The sequence below is a fragment of the Neobacillus niacini genome, assembly GCF_030817695.1.
Lineage (GTDB): Bacteria > Bacillota > Bacilli > Bacillales > Cytobacillaceae > Neobacillus > Neobacillus niacini_F.
In genome coordinates this window covers 331,440-353,483 of the sequence record NZ_JAUSZQ010000003.1, presented here as the reverse complement: position 1 = coordinate 353,483, position 22,044 = coordinate 331,440, and the positions used below count along the sequence as shown (strand labels likewise).

The window sequence follows — 22,044 nt, the reverse complement described above, 5'->3', positions numbered from 1 at the left end:
TAGTTTTTTATTTTAATAAAAACCCTGCGGATAATGGATCTGTTGGGTCTAATACATATGTCTGCATACCCGTAATAAATCCGCGGGCTGAAAAACTAAACTCGTAATCAGTTTCAAGTTGTGCTGAAAGTTCGGCTGTCAATTTGCCATTAAAAATGCTTTCATTTTCAATTGGGCTGTCTGCAGATATATCGCCATTTCCTATTAAATAGGTGCTGCAAGCAGCTAGAGTGCCAAATCCTGGAGAACGCACAATATAACGATCCGGACGGAATGTTACCGTTTTGATTTTGCCTTCACTTTTTTGCGAATGATCCAGCAAGATCACTCGGCTGACATCATGTTTGCATTCTAAGGCTTCAATCGCCTTTTGCCCCCATTGATTAATGTCAGGAAGGTTCTCCATCTCAATCTCAAATGGTAACTCTGCTTTATCAAAAATCGCATAGAGATGATCGGCTTGAACGAGAGCAGCCTCTGTCTGTAAATCTAAATAAGACACTGGCAAATGGGTTTGTACAACCTGGCATGGCTCGCTTTTTAACTTAACTAATTTCACTTCATCGTCTTTCATAACAGCCGTAACAGTAACAACACCGCTGACGGTTTCAACGCTGTATTCATTTGAAGATTTTGCCTTTAGTTGGCCAGACTCCAGCAATGCGGTTATGACAGCAACAATTCCGCCATATTGCATGGGAACGGTTCCGTTATGATCGAAAAAGACAACAGCTACATCGGCACCGCTCTTAAAAGGTGGAACAACCAAACAGCCATTCAATCCAGCAAATCCACGGGGCTCATTTAAAAGAAGTTTAATTTCTTCCTCATAGGCAAGCGAAAATTGCTCATTCAGCTCCTGTAAACTTTGATAATGAATAAATGGTGCATCCTTAATAATACGGTAAGCCTCGCCTGCTACGTGTACATCGGTTGCTGTATAAGCCTTTTGAATGTTCATTTCACATCCTCCATTTCATGTTCCATTGGGGGAATGAGTAAAAATCCTTCTTTAAGCGGATCTTCCTCGTTATAAAAGAACCGGTGCATTCCCATTAGCCATGCTGAACCAGTGATTCTTGTAATAACAGCCTCCACCCCCTGAACATCTGTTATTCTAAGGACTCGTCCACGGAATAAAGAGCCAACAATACTCTCATGCACAAATTCCTCATCGAGACCTATCTCCTTTTTGGAATAAAGGACAGATAATTTGGCCGATGTACCTGTACCGCATGGTGAACGATCGATTCCGCCTGGAGGGACGATGACCGTATTTTTCACATCTGCTTCTTCATGGGTTGGCTCAGTGAAAAATTCAATATGGGTCAAACCGCGAATAAATGGATATTGCGGATGAATGATATCCGTTTTTTCGTTAATCGTATTTCTAATTTTGATACCTATTTCAATGATTTTTGATGCATTCTCCGGTATGAGTTCTAATCCAACAGATTGGGCATCAATAATTCCATAGAAATTGCCGCCATAAGCAATGTCTGCATCAACGATTCCAATTCCCTCAACATCAATTGAAACACTCTTTAACAGAAAAGCAGGGACATTACAGAAGGAAACCTCTTTTGCTTTTCCGTTCTCAATCTTAATCTCTACCTCAACAAGGCCTGCTGGTGTATCAAGTTTGATTGAGGTAACTGGTTCTTGAACAGGGATTAGTCCCGCTTCAACTAATGCTGTACAAACACCGATTGTGTCATGTCCGCACATTGGCAAATATCCGCCGGTTTCGATATAGATAACACCAATATCTGCTTCCGGATGGCATGGATCTGTCAATAGCGCACCTGACATCACGTCATGTCCTCTTGGTTCATTCATCAGCAGCTTACGAATCCAGTCATACTCCTTTTGCATATGTAGCATTTTTTCAGACATTGTTGCTCCTATTAGATCTGGGAGTCCACTAATCAATGTCCTTGTCGGGTTTCCACCCGTATGTGTATCAATTGTTGTAAAAATTCGATTTGCCTTCATCAGTACAACACCCTTTCCTTAAATCGAGAAAATCTTAGCGGTTCAATTGGGATGCAAGTATCCTTTTTGTTAAGCATTTCCTCTATCACTTTTCCAGTTACAGCAGCAAGGCTAATTCCGTCTCCCTCATGACCGGCAGCAATATAATAGTTTGGAATTCCCTCAACCTCTGACACAATTGGCAAGTGATCCTCTGTCCAAGGACGTAAGCCTGCATAAGAGCGTATGACCATCATGTCAGCCATTTTCGGATAAAATCTAATGGCGCGATTGGCAATACATTTAATAATTTCATTGTTGATTTTTGTATTAAATCCAACAAATTCACGGCTGCTTCCAATCAGGAAGTTTTGACTTTCAGTTGGTTCGAAAACAAGGGCTACGCCGTATTTTTCAGTAATCGGATCAACCTGACGCTTTCCACCAAATTTGGAGATAAGATAGCCAAATTCCATCACTTTCCTTGGCCCTACAAATTCTTGGCGTGATGCCACAATGATGTGGCCTTTTCTTGGTTTAATGGGAATGGACAGATCCAGCATCTCGCCAATATATGGAGCCCATACACCTGCAGCATTAATGACATGGTTTGCGGTAAAAATCCCATTAGATGTTTCAACGGAAAATGTACCGTCCGTTTTCCTTCTCATTCCAGTAACCTCAGTTTGTTTATGGGCTTTAGCGCCCATCTTCTTTGCACCCTCAAGAAGGTTAAAGGCAAGAAGATATGGGTTAACAGTTGAATCTGTTGCACACTCTAAGCCGCCTAATAAATCATCAGCAAAATACTTAGAATCTTGGCGAATATCTTGACGGTCCAGCATCCTGAACGGCAAACCGGCCTCCTTCTGACGGTCAACCCACTTTTGTGCGGCTTCCATTTCTTCTTCTGTCTCACAGACAAGGATGCTTCCAGGGGCTCGATAATCAAAAGGTTGTTTCAATTCTTTGCTTAATTCATCCACTAATTTCTGGCTGACAAGTGACATTTGACTGTCAAAGCCAGGATCTTTATCAATAGCTAAAATATTTCCATCACAGCGGGATGAAGTACCACTGACAAATTCACCTTTTTCAATAACTGTTACATCTCGTCCAGATTTAGAAGTATAATAGGCAATTGCACAGCCTATGATCCCCCCGCCTATAACCAAAACATCACAATGATAGCTCACAAAACCAACCTCCCTTCGTCTGTACATCATTTATTAATGCAAGTGGCGTGCCAACTTTTATAAATGTATAAAAACAACAAATCCCAAACCATTTTTACAATTATTCAAAATATTCTCTTTGTAACCGTATACAGTTGTCAAAATTTTTGATAAATTAGTGTATAAAATATTAAACTGTGTAAAAGAATTTTTACATACCAAGGAGGCTGTCATGTTTGAATTACCATCAGTCAAAGAAATAATTGAAAATAATTTTATCCATCTAAATCGAGTAGATAATGAAAGCACTTTAGGAAGAGTTTATTTGCATGATTCCTTCTCTGTACTAGCTGATGCTTGCAAGCACTATCCATTCGTTGCCGTCACCGATTCAAGCGGTCAAGCGCTTGGCTGCATCACAAATGAACAAATCATTGATTTTTTGCATGATTCTTATAATCAATTAAAAGCTTTCTATGAAACTGTCATTGAAACGATGGACGCCTCAGTGACAGTGATCGATGCGAATGAGCGTGTCCGTACTTGGACACAAGGAGCCGAAAAAATCTTCTCCGTTAAAAAAGATGAGATTTTAGGCAAACCAATAATAGAATTCTTTGAACATCAGAACCTAGAAATCTTAGAATCATTGCACAAAGGAAAAAGAATTCGGGGAAAGCATCACCAAGCAAGATCTAATCTATTTGTTCATATAAATGCAAACCCTGTTTACTTCAATGAAAGTATTATCGGGGCAGTTGTATCGGAAACCGATGTGACAAACCAGGTTGTTCTTAATGAAAAATTATTTAATATGTCGACAGAGGTTCACCGTTTAGAACAGGAAATGGCGAAATACAGGCCTTCAGATCCCTTTAATGACATTAAAGGGAAAAGCGCTGTGATGGAAAAAACGTTGCAAATGGCGAAAAAGGTGTGCTCTGTCCGATCAACTGTATTGATCTTAGGAGAAAGCGGGGTCGGCAAGGAGGTCTTTGCCAAATCCATTCATGAAGCAACCGAAGGGCCTGATGCACCATTTATTTCAATCAACTGCGGCGCCATTCCTGCCTCATTATTTGAAAGTGAATTATTCGGCTATGAACGCGGTGCCTTTTCCGGTGCGGATCATAGAGGTAAAAGAGGAAAAATTGAACTTGCTAAAGGCGGGACTCTTTTTCTTGATGAAATTGGCGAAATGCCATTAGAAATGCAGGTCAAGATGCTTCGAGTGCTTCAGGAAAGAAAGTATTACAAGGTTGGCGGCGAAAAAGAAATTGAGGCTGATTTCCGGGTAATTGCCGCAACAAATAGGGATTTAAAAGAATTAATAAAAGAAGGCCAATTTCGTGAGGATTTATATTATCGGCTGAATGTCGTTAGTTTAAAAATTCCTCCTTTAAAAGAACGTCGCGAAGATATCATTGAACTAATTCATTATTTTTTAAATGATTTTTCCCTACGCTATCAGCGACCGATCCATCATTTTTCACAAGAAGTTATGCAAGAGATGCTTCAATATGATTGGCCAGGCAATGTCCGGGAACTGCGTAATGTCATTGAACGTCTTGTTGTTTTTGCGACAGATGGTGTCATTCGAAAAGAATATTTGCCATTTCATTCAGTAATGAGCTATTCGGCTTCATCTGATACAGACTTTCTGGAAAACAACATGGAAATGGACATGGTTATTTTGCCGCTTCAAGAGGAAATGGATCATCACGAGAGAAAGGTGCTCGATAAAGCATTGGCATTAACCCATGGCAACAAATTAGAATGCTCGAAAAAACTAGGAATCACCCGAGCGACCCTTTACAATCGTCTAAAACGCCTCGGCTTAAGCTAATTTAAAATATAGCCTTCAAAATTGGTACGATTCTTGCATTATATTTTTACATATAGCTGAAGAGAGGGGTTTCCCAAATGAATAACAAAGAAGCACTTGTGATCTGCCGTTGTGAAGAGGTTACCTATGAACAAGTTTTCGAAACAGCAAAAGAACATCAATGCACATCCAGGGAACTTAAGCTTAGAACAAGGGCAGGAATGGGTTTTTGTGGAGGACGCACTTGCAGAGTCATGGTCGATCGGATCATTGAAAGTATCGTACCTAATACAGAAGAAGGAGATATCCCATTAAAATATCAGCCTCCAATTCGCCCTGTAACATTTGGAATGGTAGGTGAAAATCATGAATAGAATTATAGATCATCCAGTTTTAGGGAAATTAGATGATAGAAAAAGGATTCCATTCACATTTGAGGGAAAAGAATATGAAGCACATGAAAATGAAACAATTGCGGCAGCTCTGCTGGCAAACGGTGTGAGAAGACTGCGTGTTCATGAGGAAAGTGGAACACCAAGAGGGTTTTATTGCAATATCGGCCACTGCATGGAATGTCGTGTAAATGTAAATGGACAGGCCAATGTAAGAGCTTGTTTAACTGTTGTGAAGGAAAAGATGGTTGTTGAAAGCGGGAAACAACATCCTAATATTGTGAAAAGGATGGTGGAGAAACAATGATTGATGTAATCGTAATTGGAGCTGGACCAGCCGGTTTAGCTGGTGCCATATCCTGTGCTGAAAATGGCTTAAAAGTAACCGTCATTGATGAATTTGTCAGACCCGGTGGAAGATTACTCGGACAATTGCACCAGGAACCGTCTGGTGAATGGTGGAATGGAATAAAAGAATCAGAGCGTCTGCACAATGAAGCTCAAAAACGGTCAGTAGATATCCGCTGCGGCGTTTCCGTATATAACCTTGAAAAAGATAAGGATTCATGGAATGTTCATACTAATATAGGAACACTGATAGCCCCTTATGTGCTGGTAGCCACTGGGGCAGCTGAGTTCCCAATTCCTGTGCCAGGCTGGACTCTTCCAGGTGTTATGTCCATCGGGGCTGCACAGGTCATGACCAATGTTCATCGCGTCGAGGTCGGCAAAAAAGGCATCATCATTGGTGCTAACATTCTAGCATTTGCGATTTTAAACGAGCTACAATTAGCTGGAATTAATGTGGAACGTATTGTTCTGCCAGAAAAGAGCCCTCTTAGCCAAAATGCCGGAGAACCAGAGGAAGTCATGAAGTCGCTTCTAAATGCGGCCCATCTTGCCCCGTCACCAATCTTGCGTTTCGGTAGTGGTTTTATGAAAAATGAAGGATTCCGCAAATTAGGAATGAAATTTTTCCCTAAGAGCGGCGTTAAGGTGAATGGCACACCATTGCAGCTTAGAAAAGCAGCCCTTGAAATTCTTGGCAAGGATCAGGTAGAAGGCGTCCTAACCGTAGATATTGATGTAAATGGAAATGTGATCAAAGGTACGGAAAAAATTTACGAAGCAGATTTCGTATGTATCGCAGGTGGCTTGTATCCGTTAGCAGAGCTTACAGCAGTTGCCGGCTGCCCATTCCAATATGTTCCGGAACTTGGTGGACATGTTCCGCATCATTCTGAAAAAATGGAAACTCCGCTCGAAGGATTATTTGTTGCCGGAAATATCACTGGCATCGAGAGCGGGAAAATCGCCATGGCCCAAGGAACAACTGCCGGCATTTCGATTGCTAAACACGCCGGAAAAGGTAGCACTGATATCAACGAGAAACTTGAACAGGCAATGAAGAACGTTCATACTGTCCGTCAAAACGCTGCTATCCAATTCAACCCTGAAATTGCAAACGGTCGCGGAAAAATTTATGAGCTTTGGGACGATCTTTATGGGAAAGAACTGGATTCTTTACAGGAGATAGGCTAAAAGAAAGAATGAATGATTCTGGAAATAACATGACTGAAATTTTTATGATCTAACCATCAATTTTATTGCAATTTTCCAATCTACGTTATCCAACGGTTACTAACAAAAAATAAAGATACAGATTAATTCACGAATATGAAGATGCTCTTGTGTTTGTAGCATAGGTTTCCCCTCAAATTGGATAGAGCTTTTATCTAATCTAAATAACAAAAAGAAATAACCCGGAGCATCCCTATTCTCCAGGTTATTTCTTAAATACAATTTTACAAGCGACGGAATCCGTAGAAACCCCGCCTTAGTTAAATTCCTATACTTCACACGACACCTAACCAGATCGATAAGGTCTCTATACCCCTAGCTTATACTTCGGGTTTCTCATATTTCAGCAAGTCCTTTGAAAAGTTCCACTGCGGTTTCGATGATTTCATCGCGGAAGTCATACTCATAGGTATGGATATGAGGGTAATTTTCACCGTTTCCGATGAAGCATATAGCACCTTTTGTTAACTTCGTATAGTGGCCGAAATCTTCTGAGGCACGGAAGGCTTCCTTCATTTCAACCAACTGAAATCCTTTTCGTTGGCTAACCTTACGGATTTTATCAGAACTTTCTTTGTGGTTTACAGTTTCCGGAAATTCATCGTTATAGGAGAAGCTTATCTTCAGTCCGTACTTTACTGCTTGCTTTCGTGCAAGATTTTCAAGGTTTTTCTGAAGTTTATCCAATTCTGCTTCGTACAGTGCACGGATTGTTAAAAGAAGGTCACCTTTGCTTGCTGCTAAACCGAATGCTCTTTCCCCTATGTTTACATGTACAACAGTACAAAGTACCAAACCCTCATAGTTTTCAGGAGAGCTAAGCTCTGGAATGGCATCAATGATCTTTGCAATAGCAAATGAAGGATTGACTCCATTCTCAGGCTGGCTGGCATGAGCAGGAGAACCTTCCATGTGGATTGTCATGCCCTTGGATGCACAATGAGCGGTTCCGTCAATTACATTAATCGAATTAAAGGCCATTCCACTCATATTATGAAAGGCGAAAATTTCTTCAATGTTATGTTCCTTAATAAAATTGGCACATTGGATAGCGCCATCTCCCGTTTCCTCCGCGTGCTGGAAAAGGAAAAAGATGTTTTTGTCCGCACCCTTTTGGTCGACTTCCAGTGCAAATCCGGCTAGGCTTGCAGCATGCCCGTCATGTCCACATTTGTGGGAAACCCCTGGATTCTTGGAAGCGTGTGGAATGTCAATTACTTCCGGCATAGGAAGTGCATCAAAGTCTGCACGAAAAGCAATATTACTTTTATCTTCACCTGCTCGATAAATCGCATAGAACCATTGGCCTCTATCTACGATTTCCAGCATCGTATGCCTTTTTAGGAAATTGATTAAATGCTGTTTCGTCCAAACCTCTTCATTAGAAATTTCAGGATGCCGGTGCAATTCATGACGCAGTTGTTTAGCTAATTCAAAATTTTTTAAATTCAACGGATTCTTTACTCCCTTCCTAGAGTTTATCTGCAATGTATCTGCAAGCCTAAACTTACTCTTAAGACTTTCCCTATAGTTACTGTAATATTTAACCTCTTATTTGCCAAATGACAAAGTCTATTTTTTTAATATCTGTTATACCGGTGTTTGGATACTCTTCATCATATAATTCTATTATTTTCTGTCCTCGTTCATCTGCCCTGGCTTTGCTTTTTTAATGGCTTCTTGTAATTTTATATCGTCCACTTTTAGATATCCGTCTAATTCCTTTAATCGATTGAGAATTCTTAAAAATACACCATCTTTAGCAGAACCAGCCCATGCACCTTCAAAGAAACGGTCTTGACGCACATAAAAAGTTAAGATAGCTCTTAATAATTCAAAATCAGCCGTAGGAATAGCAGCAGAATAATCCCTGTCTAATAACCTTTCATCTAGGTAAGGTAAATAATCGCTTTTCATCAAATCCGTATTATAAACTTCCTTTATAAATTCCTTTAACTTTTCATCATAATTTGGATACATCCCCTCCCATCTGCAAAACTCTATATTCTCAGCTTTAAAATAAGGTATGTAGTTTAGTAGCTGTATATAGGTATGCATTGGATACTCCTCATATTACATCAGTTTAGATTCCTTTTACTTCCAACTTCTATTATAGTACGATTTAAAAATATTTTTCTCGATATTTCTTCATAATCCTCTACTAATAAAAAATAAAAGCGGTACCTTCTCAAAAGAAGTTACCGCCTTAGTATTGCCAACAGTTCCTAAGAATGTTTACTGCTAGAGATTACTGGAGCTAAATAGTAATTCTTCTTTTTTCTTATCAAATTCTTCTTGTGTTAGGACACCCATATCTAATAGTTGTTTGTACTTAAGGATTTCATCAGCTGCACTATATCCTACATTTTTTCCTTTGTTTTCCTCGGCCGCGTTTTCTTCTATATCAGTAAACTCAGCATCAATAAAATCAGGCATTTCTTTTCTCATATTTTGTAAATCTTTATTTAAGTCATCTTTTGTATAGTTATTAACAGAATCATATAAAGTAGTCCTTAGCCGTGTTCCCATCGGTTTCATGGATGCATAGGTTAAACCACCTGAGATCACACCGCCCAATAATGGAATCGCTTTTGAAACACCTTGAGCAAATGTTTTCTTCGTTACTTTTACTCCAATTGTTGCGGCTACCTTCTTAATGATAGGATAATAGATTGTTTTCATCAGTGCCTTTTGCGGCAGCTTTTTTAACACCTGCTGTGCAACCTTAGAGGACAACACCTTCAGTGCGGAAGCAGTACCGCCAACCCCAAACATAACTCCTAAAAATAAGGTAAGTTCACCTCTTACTCTTTCAGCATCTACTTTATCGTCTTCCCACAAGTCTTTGTAACCGAATAGATACGCTAACTCTTGAGCTAAACGCAAGGATACACCATAAAATTGAAGAGTGTCTGCAGGAATTGTAGCAGCCATTGCTAATCCGCCAGGTATTCCGGCAGCGAAGGATGCTCCGGTACTTTGAAGAGTCCTTTTCTCTATTAAGGATTTAGCCAGTTTGTCCAGAGTAGTAATGTTTACTCCCGCTTCAATTGGTCCTTTTTCTAATACAACAGCCAAATCATTGTAACCTATATGATCCACCAAGGCCTTAGATAAGAACTCTGTACGGTTCACCTTAACTCCTGGTACTCTTAATGCATTCGTCAAAATTAACTCTAATGAATTATTTGTTTCTGGGTTGCTCAACTGGACGACTTCCTTTCGAAATGCTTTCTTTTTTAGGTTTATTTACCTAGCAAATTTACTAATCTTGTAAGTAAATAATTCGATAAGTATTTCATTTTTCCTATCAAATATTTAAAATTTTTGACAAAAAATTTATTTCCCCTTTTTTCATCATTTATACTGGCGGCAAAAAAACTTTTCTTTGCACCCTATCATAGGTATCAAAAATCATCATATATTAATCCAAGCTATCTTTTACATAGGAAGAGAGCTTGGCACTATTCCTAATTTTCTTACCTGAGACAAAAAGGGTGATTACTTAATGTTTTTGAATAAAGATATAAAGGAAACCATCTTACCAATTAGCAATATACTAAGTAATCAGAAAAGCTTCGCCTTTAAATTGGTTGCTTCTGCATTAATGGCTTTAATCGCCGCTATCTTGCAGGCTGCAGGAGGAGTCATCCCAGGAATCGGAATGCTCATAAGTCCCTTTTCCACTGCCCCCATCATCATAAGCGTGTTGATTTTACCATCGTATGGGATCTTGAGCTATCTTCTTACAATTTTCCTATTACTGCTCATTCAGCCTTCTGAATTGTTTGTCTTTCCATTTACGACTGGCGCAATGGCGATTGGGATAGGCCTTGGGTTTGTCCTATTTAGCAAGCTTTGGAAGGTTATTACTTTTTCAAGTTTGTTTCTATGCATAGGGATTTGCCTCTTACTCTATGTCTTTCAATTCCCTGTTTTAGGGCCATTTTTAATAGAATTTAGAGTATTGAATATCTTCATTATTTACTCCTTTTCACTTGTATATTGTTGGTTATGGATTGAACTTGTCTTGCGATTACTGCCTAAAATTACAAACTCACTTAGACCAAGGTGAAAGTTCTGATTCCTGTTGATTATTACGGATATAGACCAATAGAACCGTCCCCATGGCACATAAAAAACTATTTCACGACGAAATAGTTTTTTTAGTTTGCGAAAGGGGAAAATAGGAAAAAGGCAGTTTCGAAAGGAGCGTTTTATGAAGGCAACAGATTTACTCGTTCAATGCTTAGAAACTGAAGGCGTTGAGTATATTTTTGGCATCTTGGGGAAGGAAACCCTTGACCTGATGGACTCTATATCCAAATCTAAACAAATTAAGTTTGTAAATGTTCGTCATGAACAGGGAGCAGCGTTTATGGCAGATGTTTACGGTAGATTATCCAGCAAAGTTGGCGTTTGCTTAGCGACATTAGGGCCGGGAGCAACCAATCTTTTGACAGGCTTAGCAAGTGCAAATCTTGATCATTCGCCGGTAGTAGCTATTACAGGACAAGCAGGTTTTGAAAGGCAGCATCAAGACTCACACCAATATGTAGATATTGTTAAAATCTTTGAACCCGCTACAAAGTGGAGTGTTCAAATTAAAGATCCACAAACCATATCATCGATCATTCGTAAGGCATTTAGAGTGGCGCAGATGGAAAAGCCGGGAGCTGTTTTAATTGAACTGCCAGAGAATCTAGCAACCCAAATGGTTACATCCCGTCCAATACCTGTAACACCTATTCCAAAAACTACACCTATTTCTCAATCTTTTGAGGCTGCTCGTACTCTAATAGAACAAAGCCAAAAATCACTTGTTCTTGTAGGAAATGGAGTAATAAGGCAAAACGCAGTGGCAGAACTCCGCACATTTGTAGAGAACCTTCAGTCACCTGTTATCCATAGTTTTATGGGAAAAGGGATTTTGCCTAAAGACCATCCGCTTAATTATTTTACATTTGGTTTTAATAAGAAGGATGAAGTATTACCGATTATGGAGGAATCTGATTTATTAATTGTAGTTGGTTTTGATTTTATTGAAAGTCTCCCTAAAGACTGGAATAAAAAAATGCGACCAATTTTACATATCGATCCACTGCCCGCTGAAATCGATGAATACTACCCTGTTAGAGAGGAATTGGTCGGGGATTTAACGGAGACATTTAAGGCCCTTAATAAACTGGATATCGCTTCTAAACCGTGGGTTCCTTCAGGAAATCGAAAAGGACAGATTATCGATTCTTATCAAATGAATCTAAGCCCTCAGGGCAGTCAAACATTAACGATAGAAAATATCCTAACAATTATTGAAAAACTTTCAACAGAAGAGACTATCGTGGTTTCTGATGTAGGTGCGCACAAGGTATCCATTGCCCGTACCTATCAACCAAAACAAGCCGGCCGACTTGATTATCTCTAATGGATTAGCCTCAATGGGAATTGCCTTGCCTGGTGCCATTGGTGCCAAATTAGCCTGCCCTAATGCTCCCGTTATTTGTATTACCGGGGACGGAGGAGCATTAATGAATATTGCTGAGTTGGAAACGGCGAAACGATTAGGCCTATCGTTTATCGTTATTGTGTTAAATAATTCTTCGTTGTTTTTAGAAGAACAAATGATGCAGGAAAAATTCAGTCATAGCTTTGGTACAGACTTTGGAAACCCTGACTTTGTACAGCTTGCTGAAAGCTTTGGAGTAAAAGGAGTAAGGCCCACTCTATTGAGTGAGTTCGAACAAGCATTGAAGGATGCTTTACATCAGACCAATGAACTTACACTGATCGATGCTTTCCAAAAATAGACTTTTTTTGAAAAAGGCTCTGTTATTATTCATTGTTGATTTTCGTGTAGGTAAGAGAACTCATAGGCGGATAATTTCCGGCTAATGTATATAGAGGCAGCTTAAGAAGCAGATATAAGCGGAGATATTCCGATTAACTGTTTTAAATAAGACAAAATCCAAAGATTTGGATAATATAACCGGAAAAACTTCCTTTATTTTTAAGGAAATATGGGTATTTCCCAATTTAGCCGGAATTTTTCCGTTTATTTTTCAAACACAGTGAAATCAACATTCAGATACAGAGCCTTGAAAAAAGAAAAGGAGAAAACATCTTCACCTACTCAGGTATGTTTTCTCCCTTCCATATTTATGACATATAGTCAGATTAGTCCTGGTTAACCCCAGTATGATTATTAAAGACTCTGCGAACCATGTTATTAAATCCTCCATTTAGTCCATCTGCATGTCTGCCATTTTGTATTTTGTCTCGATATTGGCCCATTTGTCTGACAAAGTCACGATTGGTTGAGATGTATACATTTTGGATGGTTCCGTCCGCAGAACGTACTTGTTGTGCAATTTCATCTTCAACGTATGGGTAAAGTTCACCATGAAAGTCATCAACCATAACAACCCCTACATAGGCATTACGGTTCACCGCAATGACATTCGCACGTTTGACTTCCTCTAATTTCTGTACGTTATCTTCTGCTTCCTCCACTACCCATAAACCATTTCTATCCGTCCTAGTGTTATTATTATTGTTAGTGTTAGTGTCCATAAAGTTTAAATCTGGATTACCTAAACTTTTTACCGGATTGAGGGCACCAAAATTGCGGTTACTCATCTCGCCGTGCTGATCCGTTTCTCTTCCTTCTTCCTTCATATTACACCCAGCCACGAATACAGCTATAATGAGGCAGGTCAATATGATTTTAATTGTTTTCATAAAATTCCTCCTAAAATGAGTTCATGCTTACAATTACCTTTATCTCCTCTTTTTATGTGGAGATTTGGCGGAATTTTTTTAAAAAGAATAAAAAGATACGATTCCAAAAACACTAAACCATTGATGATATTGTTTGAGGAGGCTCCTTATGGATAGTGTATTCGATTATGAAGATATTCAATTAATTCCGGCAAAAAGTGTAGTCAATAGCAGATCAGAATGTGATACAACCGTTGCTTTTGGCAACAGAACCTTTAAGCTGCCTGTGGTCCCTGCCAATATGCAGACCATTATTGACGACAAGATTGCAATTTTTTTAGCGGAAAAAGGTTATTTTTATATCATGCATCGTTTTGAACCGGAAAAGCGGCTTAATTTTATTAAAGATATGCAATCACGCGGATTATTCGCCTCGATTAGTGTTGGCGTTAAAGAGGAGGAATATCGTTTCATTGAACAATTAGCAGAAGAACAGCTTTCTCCAGAATACATAACAATCGATATTGCACACGGTCATTCCAATGCTGTGATTAAGATGATTCAACATATTAAGCAATACTTACCCCAGAGTTTTGTGATTGCGGGCAATGTTGGAACTCCAGAAGCTGTTCGTGAGTTAGAACGAGCGGGTGCGGACGCAACAAAGGTTGGGATTGGACCTGGAAAGGTATGTATCACGAAGATTAAGACGGGATTTGGAACGGGCGGCTGGCAGTTAGCAGCTCTTCGCTGGTGCGCAAAGGCAGCAAGTAAGCCGATTATTGCTGACGGTGGAATTCGTACCCATGGAGATATTGCGAAATCAATAAGATTTGGTGCCTGTATGGTGATGATTGGCTCCTTATTTGCTGGTCATGAAGAATCTCCTGGCGAAACAATTGAAAGAGATGGGAAGCTTTATAAAGAATACTTCGGCTCCGCTTCGGAATATCAAAAAGGAGAACGTAAAAACGTAGAAGGCAAAAAAATGCTAGTCGAACACAAAGGTTCATTAATCGATACACTTGTTGAAATGGAGCAAGATTTACAATCGTCTATTTCCTATGCTGGGGGAAAAGAGTTAGACGCCATCCGTCATGTCGATTATGTTATTGTCAAGAATTCTATTTTTAACGGCGATAAGGTTTATTAAAGCTTGAGCGGGGTTATCTCCGCTCAAGCTTTTACTTTTTGCTTATAGAATCAGTAGTACAGTCCCAATCGTTATGACAATACCGCCGATTATCGTATGTTTAGCCGCTTTTTCTTTTAAAATAACAAAACTTAATATCATCGTGACGACAACGCTAAATTTGTCTATGGGGGCGACAATTGAAACTTTCCCCATCGCAAGAGCAGCAAAATAGCATAGCCAAGATAAGCCAGTAGCCACCCCGGATAACACTAAAAAGACGTACCCCTTTTTCGAAATGTCTTTCAACTTCTTATTAGTTCCTTGGAAAAATACGATTACCCACGCAAATAACAGGATCACGACAGTGCGTAGAAAAGTAGCGACATTGGAATCGACCCCTTCCATACCGACTTTTGCCAGTATTGACGTTAAGGCGGCAAATACAGCTGCTAAAATCGCGTACACAATATAACGCTGCGATCCTGAGAATCGTTTCTTCTCTTCATTTTTTCCAATCAAAATAAATGTTCCAATTGCTATAATTGCTCCCCCAGCCATAATCAAAGGTTCCGCCGGCTCCCCTAAGACTAGGATTGAAAAAATAATCGTAAGCACTACGCTCGATTTATCAATCGGTACAACTTTGGAAACATCACCAATGGCGAGAGCTTTAAAGAAAAATAACCAGGAAAAGCCCGTCGCAAAACCAGATAACAGAATAAACCATAGAGCGGTAGTTGAAATCTGAGAAATTGTCTCAAGCTTTCCTGTTATCATCACCATGATAAACGCCATGATTAAGACCACAATTGTTCGAACGGCAGTTGCTAGGTTGGAATTTACATTTTCAATTCCTACTTTTGCTAAAATTGCTGTGAATGAAGCAAACAAGGCCGCCAATAACGCTAATATGATACTCATTTCATTTTACACCTGCCTTTTTCTATATTTACATGTTTTATAGTAAGTCTATACCTCAAAAGATAAGTAAGTTGTTATTTAATGGAAGCATGAGTGTGTCATACATCCTTTTTGTCGAGAATTAAATGAAATATTTTTACCAGGGATGAATATATATAGTTTAAAACCAAATTTTCACTGGAAAGGGGAGTCTCGTCTTATGGATATCTGTATTTCTTGTGGAAACGAATTATCTCTCCCAGAGAGAAATCGAAGTGAATGCTGGGATTGCAGAGATACGACAACGGAAGCTTATACGGAAGATGAATGACGTAAGGTACTAATTTTAGTCTCGACATTCGAAATTATAGCATAATGATAAGAGACACCCTATTACAATGGATAGGGTGTCTCTTATTTTTTTTATTCGGTAACCCATGAAAGACCAAGTGTTCCAACACCTGTATGCACACCTGCAACGGTGATGAGCATTAACTTTTCTGTTTCAATAGTTGGGAATGTTTCATTTATGATTTGTTCCAGACCCTCTGCCTTTTCTCGATCGTTCGCATGGACAATCGCCACTTTCTTGACTGTTTTTGTTTCTAGGTCTTCTTTTAAATTATTTACCAGCCAAGCTAGCGCCTTTTTTTCAGTGCGGACTTTATCTTTTATCTTTGCGGCTCCATCTTCAATGGATAAAATCGGCTTGATATTAAAGAGTGAGGCCAGTATTTTTTGACTGCCAGATACCCTGCCGCTTTTATGAAGCTGATCCAAGTTAGATGGTACCAAAAATAATCGAGTGTGTTCGCGTAAAGAGTTTAATTGTGAAACAACCTCGTCAATATCGATACCCTTTTCAACTAGCTCTACCCCTCTTTTCACAAGAAACGATAAAGGATAGGAACCGGTATGTGAATCAATCGCAAATAATTTAAATCCAGCCATTTCTGCTGCCATCACAGAGGTTTGATAGGTGCCAGTTAAGGTACTGGAGGCGTGAATGGCAATTCCAAAGTCATATTCTTCTTTCAACTTTTCATAGAGTTCAACGATGTCTCCGATATTTGGCTGAGATGATTGGAATTTCCCTTCCTCATTTTTCATACGCTCATAGAAATCTTCTGCAGTAATATCAATTGTTTCTTTGTAAAATGTATAATTAATGACAACATGCAAGGGAATAACATGTATATGGTGCTTTTTAACAAACTCTTGACTAAGAGTGGCAGTCGTATCCGTAATCAATGCAATTTTAGGCTTGTTCATTTTATCACTTTCCTTCAAAATTCTCTTATCTACATAGGATGAACTTAAAATAGTAGTGTTGTAACGAGGTTACATTACAAAAATTGATAATTACTCACAAGTTATATTTGTCATATATGACAGAGTTTTTTGGTATAGGACGTACGATTGTCACTGCTTAGACAAAAATAAAATCAAAATTAACCTGTTTGAATTAAAATAATGGTATAGTATAGAAAAGTATTTTTACTATTTCAAAAATATAATTATTAGCGGTTTCGACATATTTCAGTTTAGATTGATTGAATTGTGTTTAAAACTGAACCTATTATTAAAAATGAGGTGTGAGCATGAAGCAGGAGATTACATTTATTCAAAGAGAACAATTAAAAACGAAGCCTGATACAGCTTCGCTCGGTTTCGGAAGGTATTTCAGTGATTACATGTTTGAAATGGATTATCATAGTGACCTAGGCTGGTTTAATCCGAGAATTACTCCTTATGAGCCGTTAACGCTCGAGCCTTCGTCGATGGTTTTTCACTATGGACAAGCTATCTTTGAAGGGATGAAGGCATATAAGACGCCAGATAGCTCTATCCAGCTTTTCCGTCCAGAGAAAAATATGAAGCGATTAAATGACTCATGCGATAGGCTTTGTATTCCCCGAATTGATGAGGAATTTTTATTAGAAGGTATTAAACAATTAATTGTTACCGAAAAAGATTGGGTTCCTAATGGTGAAGGTACATCCCTTTATATTCGTCCATTTATTTTTTCAACAGAGCCCTATCTAGGTGTACGTCCAGCCAACCAATATAAGCTGCTCGTCATTCTCTCTCCGTCTGGTGCTTATTATGGCAGCCAATTAAGTCCAGTTAAAATATACGTGGAAGAGCAATATGTCCGCGCGGTAATTGGCGGAGTTGGCCATGTGAAGACCGCTGGCAACTATGCAGCCAGCTTGAAAGCACAAGAAAAGGCAGATGCAGGCGGCTATGCCCAAATCCTTTGGCTTGACGCGAAAGAGAATAAATATGTCGAAGAAGTCGGCAGCATGAATATCTTCTTTAAGATTAAAGGAGAAGTGGTAACTCCAAGGTTAAATGGCAGTATTTTGCCAGGTGTCACCCGTGATTCAGTTATTGAATTACTAAAATATTGGAACATTCCTGTACGCGAGGAGAAAATCTCTATCGAAGAAGTATTTGCTGCACACCAGCGTGGTGAACTCGAGGAAGTTTTTGGAGCAGGAACCGCTGCTGTTATTTCTCCTGTAGGTGAACTTACTTGGAAAGACCAATCTATTACCATCAATGGCAATAATATCGGTCAGTTGTCTCAGGATATTTATAATGAACTGACAGGGATACAACTTGGGAAAAAAGAAGATCCATTTAATTGGACAGTGAAAGTTACTGAAGTAGAGGTTTAATATTAATATACTGAATAGAAAAATCCAGATAAGCTGGGGCTGTCCGCCTGAGGTGGACAGTGTCCACGGGTGGTGCCTGTCACCAAAACGGTCACCGCAGACTGCGGGTGACCGTTTTGGTGACAGGCACCTTTCTCTTGAATAGTATAGAATTTTCTGGTATATTTATATATAATTAAATATTTTCTTACTTCATTACCTTTTGAAGTGAGGATAGAGGCGCAAAGACCATTAGTACACAGTTGGAGGATAATGAGGTCCTATGATGATTGTGGAAAGGGGAATTTGCCGAAGTGGATAGAATCTCATTTGTCTATGCCGCTGGTTCTGCTGTTGAATAAATACAGAACTGTCATATAGGTGACTATATGGAGGGCTATCTTACGCAAAGGAACGGTTTTAAATTATGTTTCTACTGCAGTAGCGAGCCTTCGTTGCTGCTTTTTTGCGTTTACTATTGATTGACCTGATCTACCTCTAATTTTTATTAAAAATTATGTAAAGGGTGAGCTTGATGATTTTTGGCCAAGTTTTAACAGCTATGGTGACGCCATTTGATCAACATGGAGAGATTGACTTTAACGCAGCTAAAACACTAGTTAATTACTTAATTGATAATGGTACGGATGGATTAGTAGTTGCAGGAACCACTGGAGAATCTCCAACATTAACAACAGAGGAAAAAATTTCGTTATTTAAATTCGTGGTCGAGGTTGCAGCCGGCAGAGTCCCTGTCATTGCTGGAACTGGCTCAAATAACACGAGAGCTTCTATCAGCCTAACGAAACAGGCGGAAGAAGCAGGCGTTGATGGAATTATGCTCGTTGGTCCCTATTATAATAAGCCATCTCAAGAAGGTTTGTTTCAGCACTTTAAAGCCATTGCGGAAGCTACTTCCTTACCAGTAATGCTTTATAATATTCCCGGACGCAGTGCTGTCAACATCTCAGTAGAGACTATTGTCCGTCTCTCTGAAATTAGTAATATTGTGGCAGTAAAAGAAGCAAGCGGTAATCTAGATGCTATGGCAGAAATCATTGACCGTACTCCAGATACATTTACTTTGTACAGCGGTGATGATGCATTAACCTTACCAGTTCTAGCAATCGGCGGTGCAGGTGTTGTATCCGTTGCTTCGCATATCATTGGCAATCAAATGCAGGAAATGGTTACTCTGTTTAAAAATGGCCATGTTCAAGAAGCAGCTGTTATTCATCGCAGCCTCCTTCCCATTATGAAAGCCTTATTTACAGCGCCGAACCCTACACCTGTAAAGACCGCATTAAATATGCAAGGTGTCCAGGTTGGAGAAGTCCGACTGCCATTAGTTCCTTTAAATGAAGAGGAAAAAATCGCACTTCAAAAAGTCCTGCCCATTAAATCATTAGTATAAACCTTATCCTGTCCCTCCATGGGGCAGGCTTTTTTTATTAAGGCTAAGTTTTAATCTAATGTTGAAATTTGATATAATTTCGTGAACAAGCCAATAGCTGTAAAGGAGGTGAACGGTATGACAGAATGTTGGGAATCAAGTTTTATAGAAAATCAAACGATGTGGGGATTTGAACCTTCAGATTCCGCCTTCTTAACAAAGGACTTTTTCCTTGAAAAGAAAGTTAAAGATATATTGATCCCCGGTATTGGATATGGCAGAAATGCCAAGGTTTTTATTGATAACGGAATCAATGTAACAGGGATTGAAATCTCAAAAACTGCAATAGAAATAGCAAGGCAAAATGAGCTTAATTTTAGTATTTTCCATGGTTCAGTGACCGATATGCCTTTTGATAACAAACTTTATGACGGTATATTTTGTTATGCACTTATTCACTTATTGAATCATCGTGAGAGAGAGAAGTTTATTAAGGATTGCTACAATCAGTTAAAGCCAAACGGATATATGATTTTTACTACTATTTCAAAAGAAGCTCCCATGTTTGGAAAGGGCAAACAACTAGGTAAAGACTATTTTGAGATCAGAGAAGGGGTAAAAATGTTTTTTTATGATTCTGACTCGGTGAACCAAGAGTTTGGAAAATATGGATTGTTAGAAATTACGGAAGTTGTTGAGCCACATAAGAATATGGGAAGTAAGCCTCCATTTAAATTTTTAATGATAAAGTGTCAGAAATTGTAATAGATAAACTTTTAGCAGTTCTTTTTTCACATTTCTTTCCTGTCTTCCCAACCATGTAATGAAATTTAATGGCTGTTTGGATTTTCTTGGTGCTGGTTAAACTAAATACCGAGGAAAAATGTGGAATAAAGGAGAAAATTATGACAACAAATCATGCTGATCGCTCTGCCTATTCAGGACGAAATCTTTTTTCGGGCTGCTTACTAGGAATAGGTTTTGTTGCTTTTATCGACGAGGCTGTTTTTCATCAGATTCTGCATTGGCACCATTTTTATGATAAATTTACCCCTGATATTGGACTGGTATCAGATGGGATTTTTCATGCGTTTAGCTGGTTCTCAACTGTTGCAGGAGCATTTCTTGTTTCTGATCTCCGGCGAAGAAATGCTTGGTGGCCAAAGAGATGGTTTGGAGGATTTCTCATCGGTGGAGGCGGGTTTAATTTATTCGATGGCACGGTTCAACATAAATTAATGAGGATCCATCAAATTCGTTATAATGTGGAGATTGCGCCTTACGATTGGGTATGGAACATCCTTGCCGCTATCATGCTAATTGCTGGGTTATTTATCATATTTCGGACAGGCCGAGAATCAAAAGTCATGGAAGGAACCGCCTAAATGATACATAATCATGCCCATCATGCAAGTGAACTGCCGAACGAACTTCTTTTGGCTCTCCCTTTTGTCCTGGCTGTTTCGATTTATCTTCTATTAGCACTAGTCTCAAACCAAGGTCATAAAAAGTGGCCCATTTACCGGTACGTCTACTGGGTAAGCGGCGTTCTTTGCGCTGCAGCTGCATTAATAGGTCCTATCGCCAACGCTGCCCATGAAAATTTCATGGCGCATATGGTTGGCCATTTGTTCCTCGGAATGCTGGCTCCGCTCTTTCTAGCACATGCTGCTCCTATGACACTTCTGATGAGAACACTCGGAGTTGGACATGCTAGAAAACTATCCCGAATGTTAAAGAGTTTCCCCGTTAGCATTTATTGTCATCCGATTGCTGCCTCCATACTCAATATCGGAGGCTTATGGGTATTGTATACGACAGAGCTGTACTCGGCGATGCAGCATAACGCCCTTCTTCATACGGTTGTACATCTACACGTATTCTTAGCAGGTTATCTCTATACCGTTTCGATTATCTATCTTGACCCCACACCCCACAGATATAGTTTTATTTATCGTGCTATTATATTAATCCTATCTTTAGCGGCCCACAGTGTCCTTTCAAAATACATTTATGCCTATCCCCCAGCCGGTGTACCAATTGACCAGGCCCAAGCGGGAGGAATGATTATGTATTATGGTGGAGATATAATAGAAATTGGCTTGATATTCTTATTTTGCCGGCAATGGTATAAAGCGGCACGACCACGAACCTCGGCAGCGTTAAATCATTAAAATAAGTTGGAAAGCCTGTATGGATCTGAACAGGTTTTTTGTGCTCCCCAGAAGAAACAATTACAAATGCCTCATGCCCTGCATAAGTTTAACTCTAATTAAATAAGATAAAAAT

At 39.2% G+C, this 22,044-nt stretch carries 22 protein-coding genes and 1 riboswitch; of the genes, 13 read left to right on the top strand and 9 right to left on the bottom strand.

Going from position 1 to position 22,044, the window contains the following annotated elements:
• Nucleotides 1–7 precede the first annotated feature (7 nt).
• Genes QFZ28_RS25220 through QFZ28_RS25210 form a run of 3 tightly spaced genes read right to left on the bottom strand, consistent with a single transcriptional unit; the run spans nucleotide 8 to nucleotide 3,197 of the window.
• On the bottom strand, nucleotides 8–961 hold the full coding sequence (locus QFZ28_RS25220; protein WP_307197374.1) for a proline racemase family protein: 954 nt from the start codon (nucleotides 959–961) through the stop codon (nucleotides 8–10).
• Complete coding sequence (locus tag QFZ28_RS25215) at nucleotides 958–1,995, bottom strand: proline racemase family protein (protein WP_307197373.1); 1,038 nt, start codon at nucleotides 1,993–1,995, stop codon at nucleotides 958–960. Before QFZ28_RS25215 ends, QFZ28_RS25220 begins: the two co-directional genes overlap by 4 nt.
• On the bottom strand, nucleotides 1,995–3,197 hold the full coding sequence (locus QFZ28_RS25210) for an NAD(P)/FAD-dependent oxidoreductase (protein WP_373428161.1): 1,203 nt from the start codon (nucleotides 3,195–3,197) through the stop codon (nucleotides 1,995–1,997). The genes QFZ28_RS25215 and QFZ28_RS25210 overlap by 1 nt, the downstream gene beginning before the upstream one ends.
• Nucleotides 3,198–3,381: 184 nt before the next feature.
• Between QFZ28_RS25210 and QFZ28_RS25205 the strand changes: the two genes are divergently transcribed.
• From QFZ28_RS25205 to QFZ28_RS25190, 4 genes are all read left to right on the top strand, one after another.
• Nucleotides 3,382–4,995: a sigma-54 interaction domain-containing protein gene (locus QFZ28_RS25205; RefSeq protein WP_373428160.1), complete on the top strand. Its 1,614-nt coding sequence runs from the start codon at nucleotides 3,382–3,384 to the stop codon at nucleotides 4,993–4,995.
• Nucleotides 4,996–5,072: 77 nt separating this feature from the next.
• Nucleotides 5,073–5,348 carry a (2Fe-2S)-binding protein gene (locus QFZ28_RS25200; protein WP_307197371.1) on the top strand — a complete coding sequence of 92 codons (276 nt, stop codon included), beginning with the start codon at nucleotides 5,073–5,075 and terminating at the stop codon, nucleotides 5,346–5,348.
• Complete coding sequence (locus tag QFZ28_RS25195; RefSeq protein ID WP_307197370.1) at nucleotides 5,341–5,673, top strand: (2Fe-2S)-binding protein; 333 nt, start codon at nucleotides 5,341–5,343, stop codon at nucleotides 5,671–5,673. The genes QFZ28_RS25200 and QFZ28_RS25195 overlap by 8 nt, the downstream gene beginning before the upstream one ends.
• A complete protein-coding gene (locus tag QFZ28_RS25190) occupies nucleotides 5,670–6,908 on the top strand; it encodes an NAD(P)/FAD-dependent oxidoreductase (RefSeq protein ID WP_307197369.1) in 1,239 nt (412 codons plus the stop codon). The genes QFZ28_RS25195 and QFZ28_RS25190 overlap by 4 nt, the downstream gene beginning before the upstream one ends.
• A gap of 375 nt (nucleotides 6,909–7,283) precedes the next feature.
• On the opposite strand, the gene QFZ28_RS25185 is transcribed toward QFZ28_RS25190, so the two are convergent.
• The 3 genes from QFZ28_RS25185 to QFZ28_RS25175 form a co-directional block, all read right to left on the bottom strand.
• Nucleotides 7,284–8,399 (bottom strand): amidohydrolase, encoded by a 1,116-nt coding sequence (locus QFZ28_RS25185; protein ID WP_307197368.1) that lies wholly within the window; start codon nucleotides 8,397–8,399, stop codon nucleotides 7,284–7,286.
• Between the two features lie 177 nt (nucleotides 8,400–8,576).
• Complete coding sequence (locus QFZ28_RS25180) at nucleotides 8,577–9,005, bottom strand: DUF6508 domain-containing protein (protein ID WP_307197367.1); 429 nt, start codon at nucleotides 9,003–9,005, stop codon at nucleotides 8,577–8,579.
• A 183-nt stretch (nucleotides 9,006–9,188) separates the two neighbouring features.
• A complete protein-coding gene (locus QFZ28_RS25175) occupies nucleotides 9,189–10,154 on the bottom strand; it encodes an SHOCT domain-containing protein (protein WP_307197366.1) in 966 nt (321 codons plus the stop codon).
• A gap of 301 nt (nucleotides 10,155–10,455) precedes the next feature.
• On the opposite strand from QFZ28_RS25175, the gene QFZ28_RS25170 reads away from it, so the two are divergent.
• The 3 genes from QFZ28_RS25170 (at nucleotide 10,456) to QFZ28_RS25160 (ending at nucleotide 12,754) form a co-directional block, all read left to right on the top strand.
• Nucleotides 10,456–11,022: a hypothetical protein gene (locus tag QFZ28_RS25170; protein ID WP_307197365.1), complete on the top strand. Its 567-nt coding sequence runs from the start codon at nucleotides 10,456–10,458 to the stop codon at nucleotides 11,020–11,022.
• A 144-nt stretch (nucleotides 11,023–11,166) separates the two neighbouring features.
• Complete coding sequence (locus QFZ28_RS25165; RefSeq protein ID WP_307197364.1) at nucleotides 11,167–12,372, top strand: thiamine pyrophosphate-binding protein; 1,206 nt, start codon at nucleotides 11,167–11,169, stop codon at nucleotides 12,370–12,372.
• Complete coding sequence (locus tag QFZ28_RS25160; RefSeq protein WP_307197363.1) at nucleotides 12,323–12,754, top strand: thiamine pyrophosphate-dependent enzyme; 432 nt, start codon at nucleotides 12,323–12,325, stop codon at nucleotides 12,752–12,754. Before QFZ28_RS25165 ends, QFZ28_RS25160 begins: the two co-directional genes overlap by 50 nt.
• Nucleotides 12,755–13,121: 367 nt before the next feature.
• On the opposite strand, the gene QFZ28_RS25155 is transcribed toward QFZ28_RS25160, so the two are convergent.
• Nucleotides 13,122–13,685 carry a YhcN/YlaJ family sporulation lipoprotein gene (locus QFZ28_RS25155; protein WP_307197362.1) on the bottom strand — a complete coding sequence of 188 codons (564 nt, stop codon included), beginning with the start codon at nucleotides 13,683–13,685 and terminating at the stop codon, nucleotides 13,122–13,124.
• Nucleotides 13,686–13,833: 148 nt separating this feature from the next.
• Here QFZ28_RS25155 and guaC point away from each other — a divergent pair, with 148 nt between their 5' ends.
• On the top strand, nucleotides 13,834–14,817 hold the full coding sequence (gene guaC, locus QFZ28_RS25150) for a GMP reductase (RefSeq protein WP_307197361.1): 984 nt from the start codon (nucleotides 13,834–13,836) through the stop codon (nucleotides 14,815–14,817).
• A gap of 42 nt (nucleotides 14,818–14,859) precedes the next feature.
• Here the strand turns inward: guaC and QFZ28_RS25145 are convergent, their stop codons facing one another.
• Together QFZ28_RS25145 and QFZ28_RS25140 are read right to left on the bottom strand one after the other, a co-directional pair.
• A complete protein-coding gene (locus QFZ28_RS25145; protein ID WP_307197360.1) occupies nucleotides 14,860–15,720 on the bottom strand; it encodes an EamA family transporter in 861 nt (286 codons plus the stop codon).
• A 402-nt stretch (nucleotides 15,721–16,122) separates the two neighbouring features.
• Nucleotides 16,123–16,971, bottom strand: coding sequence for a DegV family protein (locus QFZ28_RS25140; RefSeq protein ID WP_307197359.1), 849 nt, complete (start codon nucleotides 16,969–16,971; stop codon nucleotides 16,123–16,125).
• A gap of 329 nt (nucleotides 16,972–17,300) precedes the next feature.
• Here QFZ28_RS25140 and QFZ28_RS25135 point away from each other — a divergent pair, with 329 nt between their 5' ends.
• The 5 genes from QFZ28_RS25135 to QFZ28_RS25115 all read left to right on the top strand — a co-directional run bounded on the left by QFZ28_RS25135 (nucleotide 17,301) and on the right by QFZ28_RS25115 (nucleotide 21,929).
• Entirely contained in the window at nucleotides 17,301–18,383 is a 1,083-nt protein-coding gene (locus tag QFZ28_RS25135; protein WP_307197358.1) for a branched-chain amino acid aminotransferase, read from the top strand.
• A gap of 206 nt (nucleotides 18,384–18,589) precedes the next feature.
• Nucleotides 18,590–18,770, top strand: a riboswitch (Lysine riboswitch).
• 127 nt (nucleotides 18,771–18,897) lie between these two features.
• Complete coding sequence (dapA, locus tag QFZ28_RS25130; RefSeq protein ID WP_307197357.1) at nucleotides 18,898–19,776, top strand: 4-hydroxy-tetrahydrodipicolinate synthase; 879 nt, start codon at nucleotides 18,898–18,900, stop codon at nucleotides 19,774–19,776.
• Between the two features lie 117 nt (nucleotides 19,777–19,893).
• A complete protein-coding gene (locus tag QFZ28_RS25125; RefSeq protein WP_307197356.1) occupies nucleotides 19,894–20,520 on the top strand; it encodes a class I SAM-dependent methyltransferase in 627 nt (208 codons plus the stop codon).
• Nucleotides 20,521–20,660: 140 nt separating this feature from the next.
• Nucleotides 20,661–21,140 carry a DUF2243 domain-containing protein gene (locus QFZ28_RS25120; protein WP_307197355.1) on the top strand — a complete coding sequence of 160 codons (480 nt, stop codon included), beginning with the start codon at nucleotides 20,661–20,663 and terminating at the stop codon, nucleotides 21,138–21,140.
• The gene (locus QFZ28_RS25115; RefSeq protein WP_307197354.1) at nucleotides 21,141–21,929 is read left to right on the top strand and encodes a cytochrome c oxidase assembly protein; all 789 of its coding nucleotides are present in this window, start codon (nucleotides 21,141–21,143) and stop codon (nucleotides 21,927–21,929) included.
• The last annotated feature ends 115 nt before the right edge of the window (nucleotides 21,930–22,044 follow it).

Bases quoted from the DNA above. Each gene is read 5' to 3' on its own strand.
- QFZ28_RS25155 (WP_307197362.1), bottom strand. From the start codon at position 13,685: ATGAAAACAATTAAAATCATATTGACCTGCCTCATTATAGCTGTATTC.
- QFZ28_RS25135 (WP_307197358.1), top strand. From the start codon at position 17,301: ATGAAGCAGGAGATTACATTTATTCAAAGAGAACAATTAAAAACGAAG.
- QFZ28_RS25140 (WP_307197359.1), bottom strand. From the start codon at position 16,971: ATGAACAAGCCTAAAATTGCATTGATTACGGATACGACTGCCACTCTT.
- QFZ28_RS25220 (WP_307197374.1), bottom strand. From the start codon at position 961: ATGAACATTCAAAAGGCTTATACAGCAACCGATGTACACGTAGCAGGC.
- QFZ28_RS25180 (WP_307197367.1), bottom strand. From the start codon at position 9,005: ATGCATACCTATATACAGCTACTAAACTACATACCTTATTTTAAAGCT.
- dapA (WP_307197357.1), top strand. From the start codon at position 18,898: ATGATTTTTGGCCAAGTTTTAACAGCTATGGTGACGCCATTTGATCAA.
- QFZ28_RS25205 (WP_373428160.1), top strand. From the start codon at position 3,382: ATGTTTGAATTACCATCAGTCAAAGAAATAATTGAAAATAATTTTATC.
- QFZ28_RS25115 (WP_307197354.1), top strand. From the start codon at position 21,141: ATGATACATAATCATGCCCATCATGCAAGTGAACTGCCGAACGAACTT.
- QFZ28_RS25120 (WP_307197355.1), top strand. From the start codon at position 20,661: ATGACAACAAATCATGCTGATCGCTCTGCCTATTCAGGACGAAATCTT.
- QFZ28_RS25165 (WP_307197364.1), top strand. From the start codon at position 11,167: ATGAAGGCAACAGATTTACTCGTTCAATGCTTAGAAACTGAAGGCGTT.
- QFZ28_RS25200 (WP_307197371.1), top strand. From the start codon at position 5,073: ATGAATAACAAAGAAGCACTTGTGATCTGCCGTTGTGAAGAGGTTACC.
- QFZ28_RS25210 (WP_373428161.1), bottom strand. From the start codon at position 3,197: ATGTACAGACGAAGGGAGGTTGGTTTTGTGAGCTATCATTGTGATGTT.
- QFZ28_RS25170 (WP_307197365.1), top strand. From the start codon at position 10,456: ATGTTTTTGAATAAAGATATAAAGGAAACCATCTTACCAATTAGCAAT.
- QFZ28_RS25215 (WP_307197373.1), bottom strand. From the start codon at position 1,995: ATGAAGGCAAATCGAATTTTTACAACAATTGATACACATACGGGTGGA.
- QFZ28_RS25190 (WP_307197369.1), top strand. From the start codon at position 5,670: ATGATTGATGTAATCGTAATTGGAGCTGGACCAGCCGGTTTAGCTGGT.
- QFZ28_RS25145 (WP_307197360.1), bottom strand. From the start codon at position 15,720: ATGAGTATCATATTAGCGTTATTGGCGGCCTTGTTTGCTTCATTCACA.
- QFZ28_RS25195 (WP_307197370.1), top strand. From the start codon at position 5,341: ATGAATAGAATTATAGATCATCCAGTTTTAGGGAAATTAGATGATAGA.
- QFZ28_RS25125 (WP_307197356.1), top strand. From the start codon at position 19,894: ATGACAGAATGTTGGGAATCAAGTTTTATAGAAAATCAAACGATGTGG.
- guaC (WP_307197361.1), top strand. From the start codon at position 13,834: ATGGATAGTGTATTCGATTATGAAGATATTCAATTAATTCCGGCAAAA.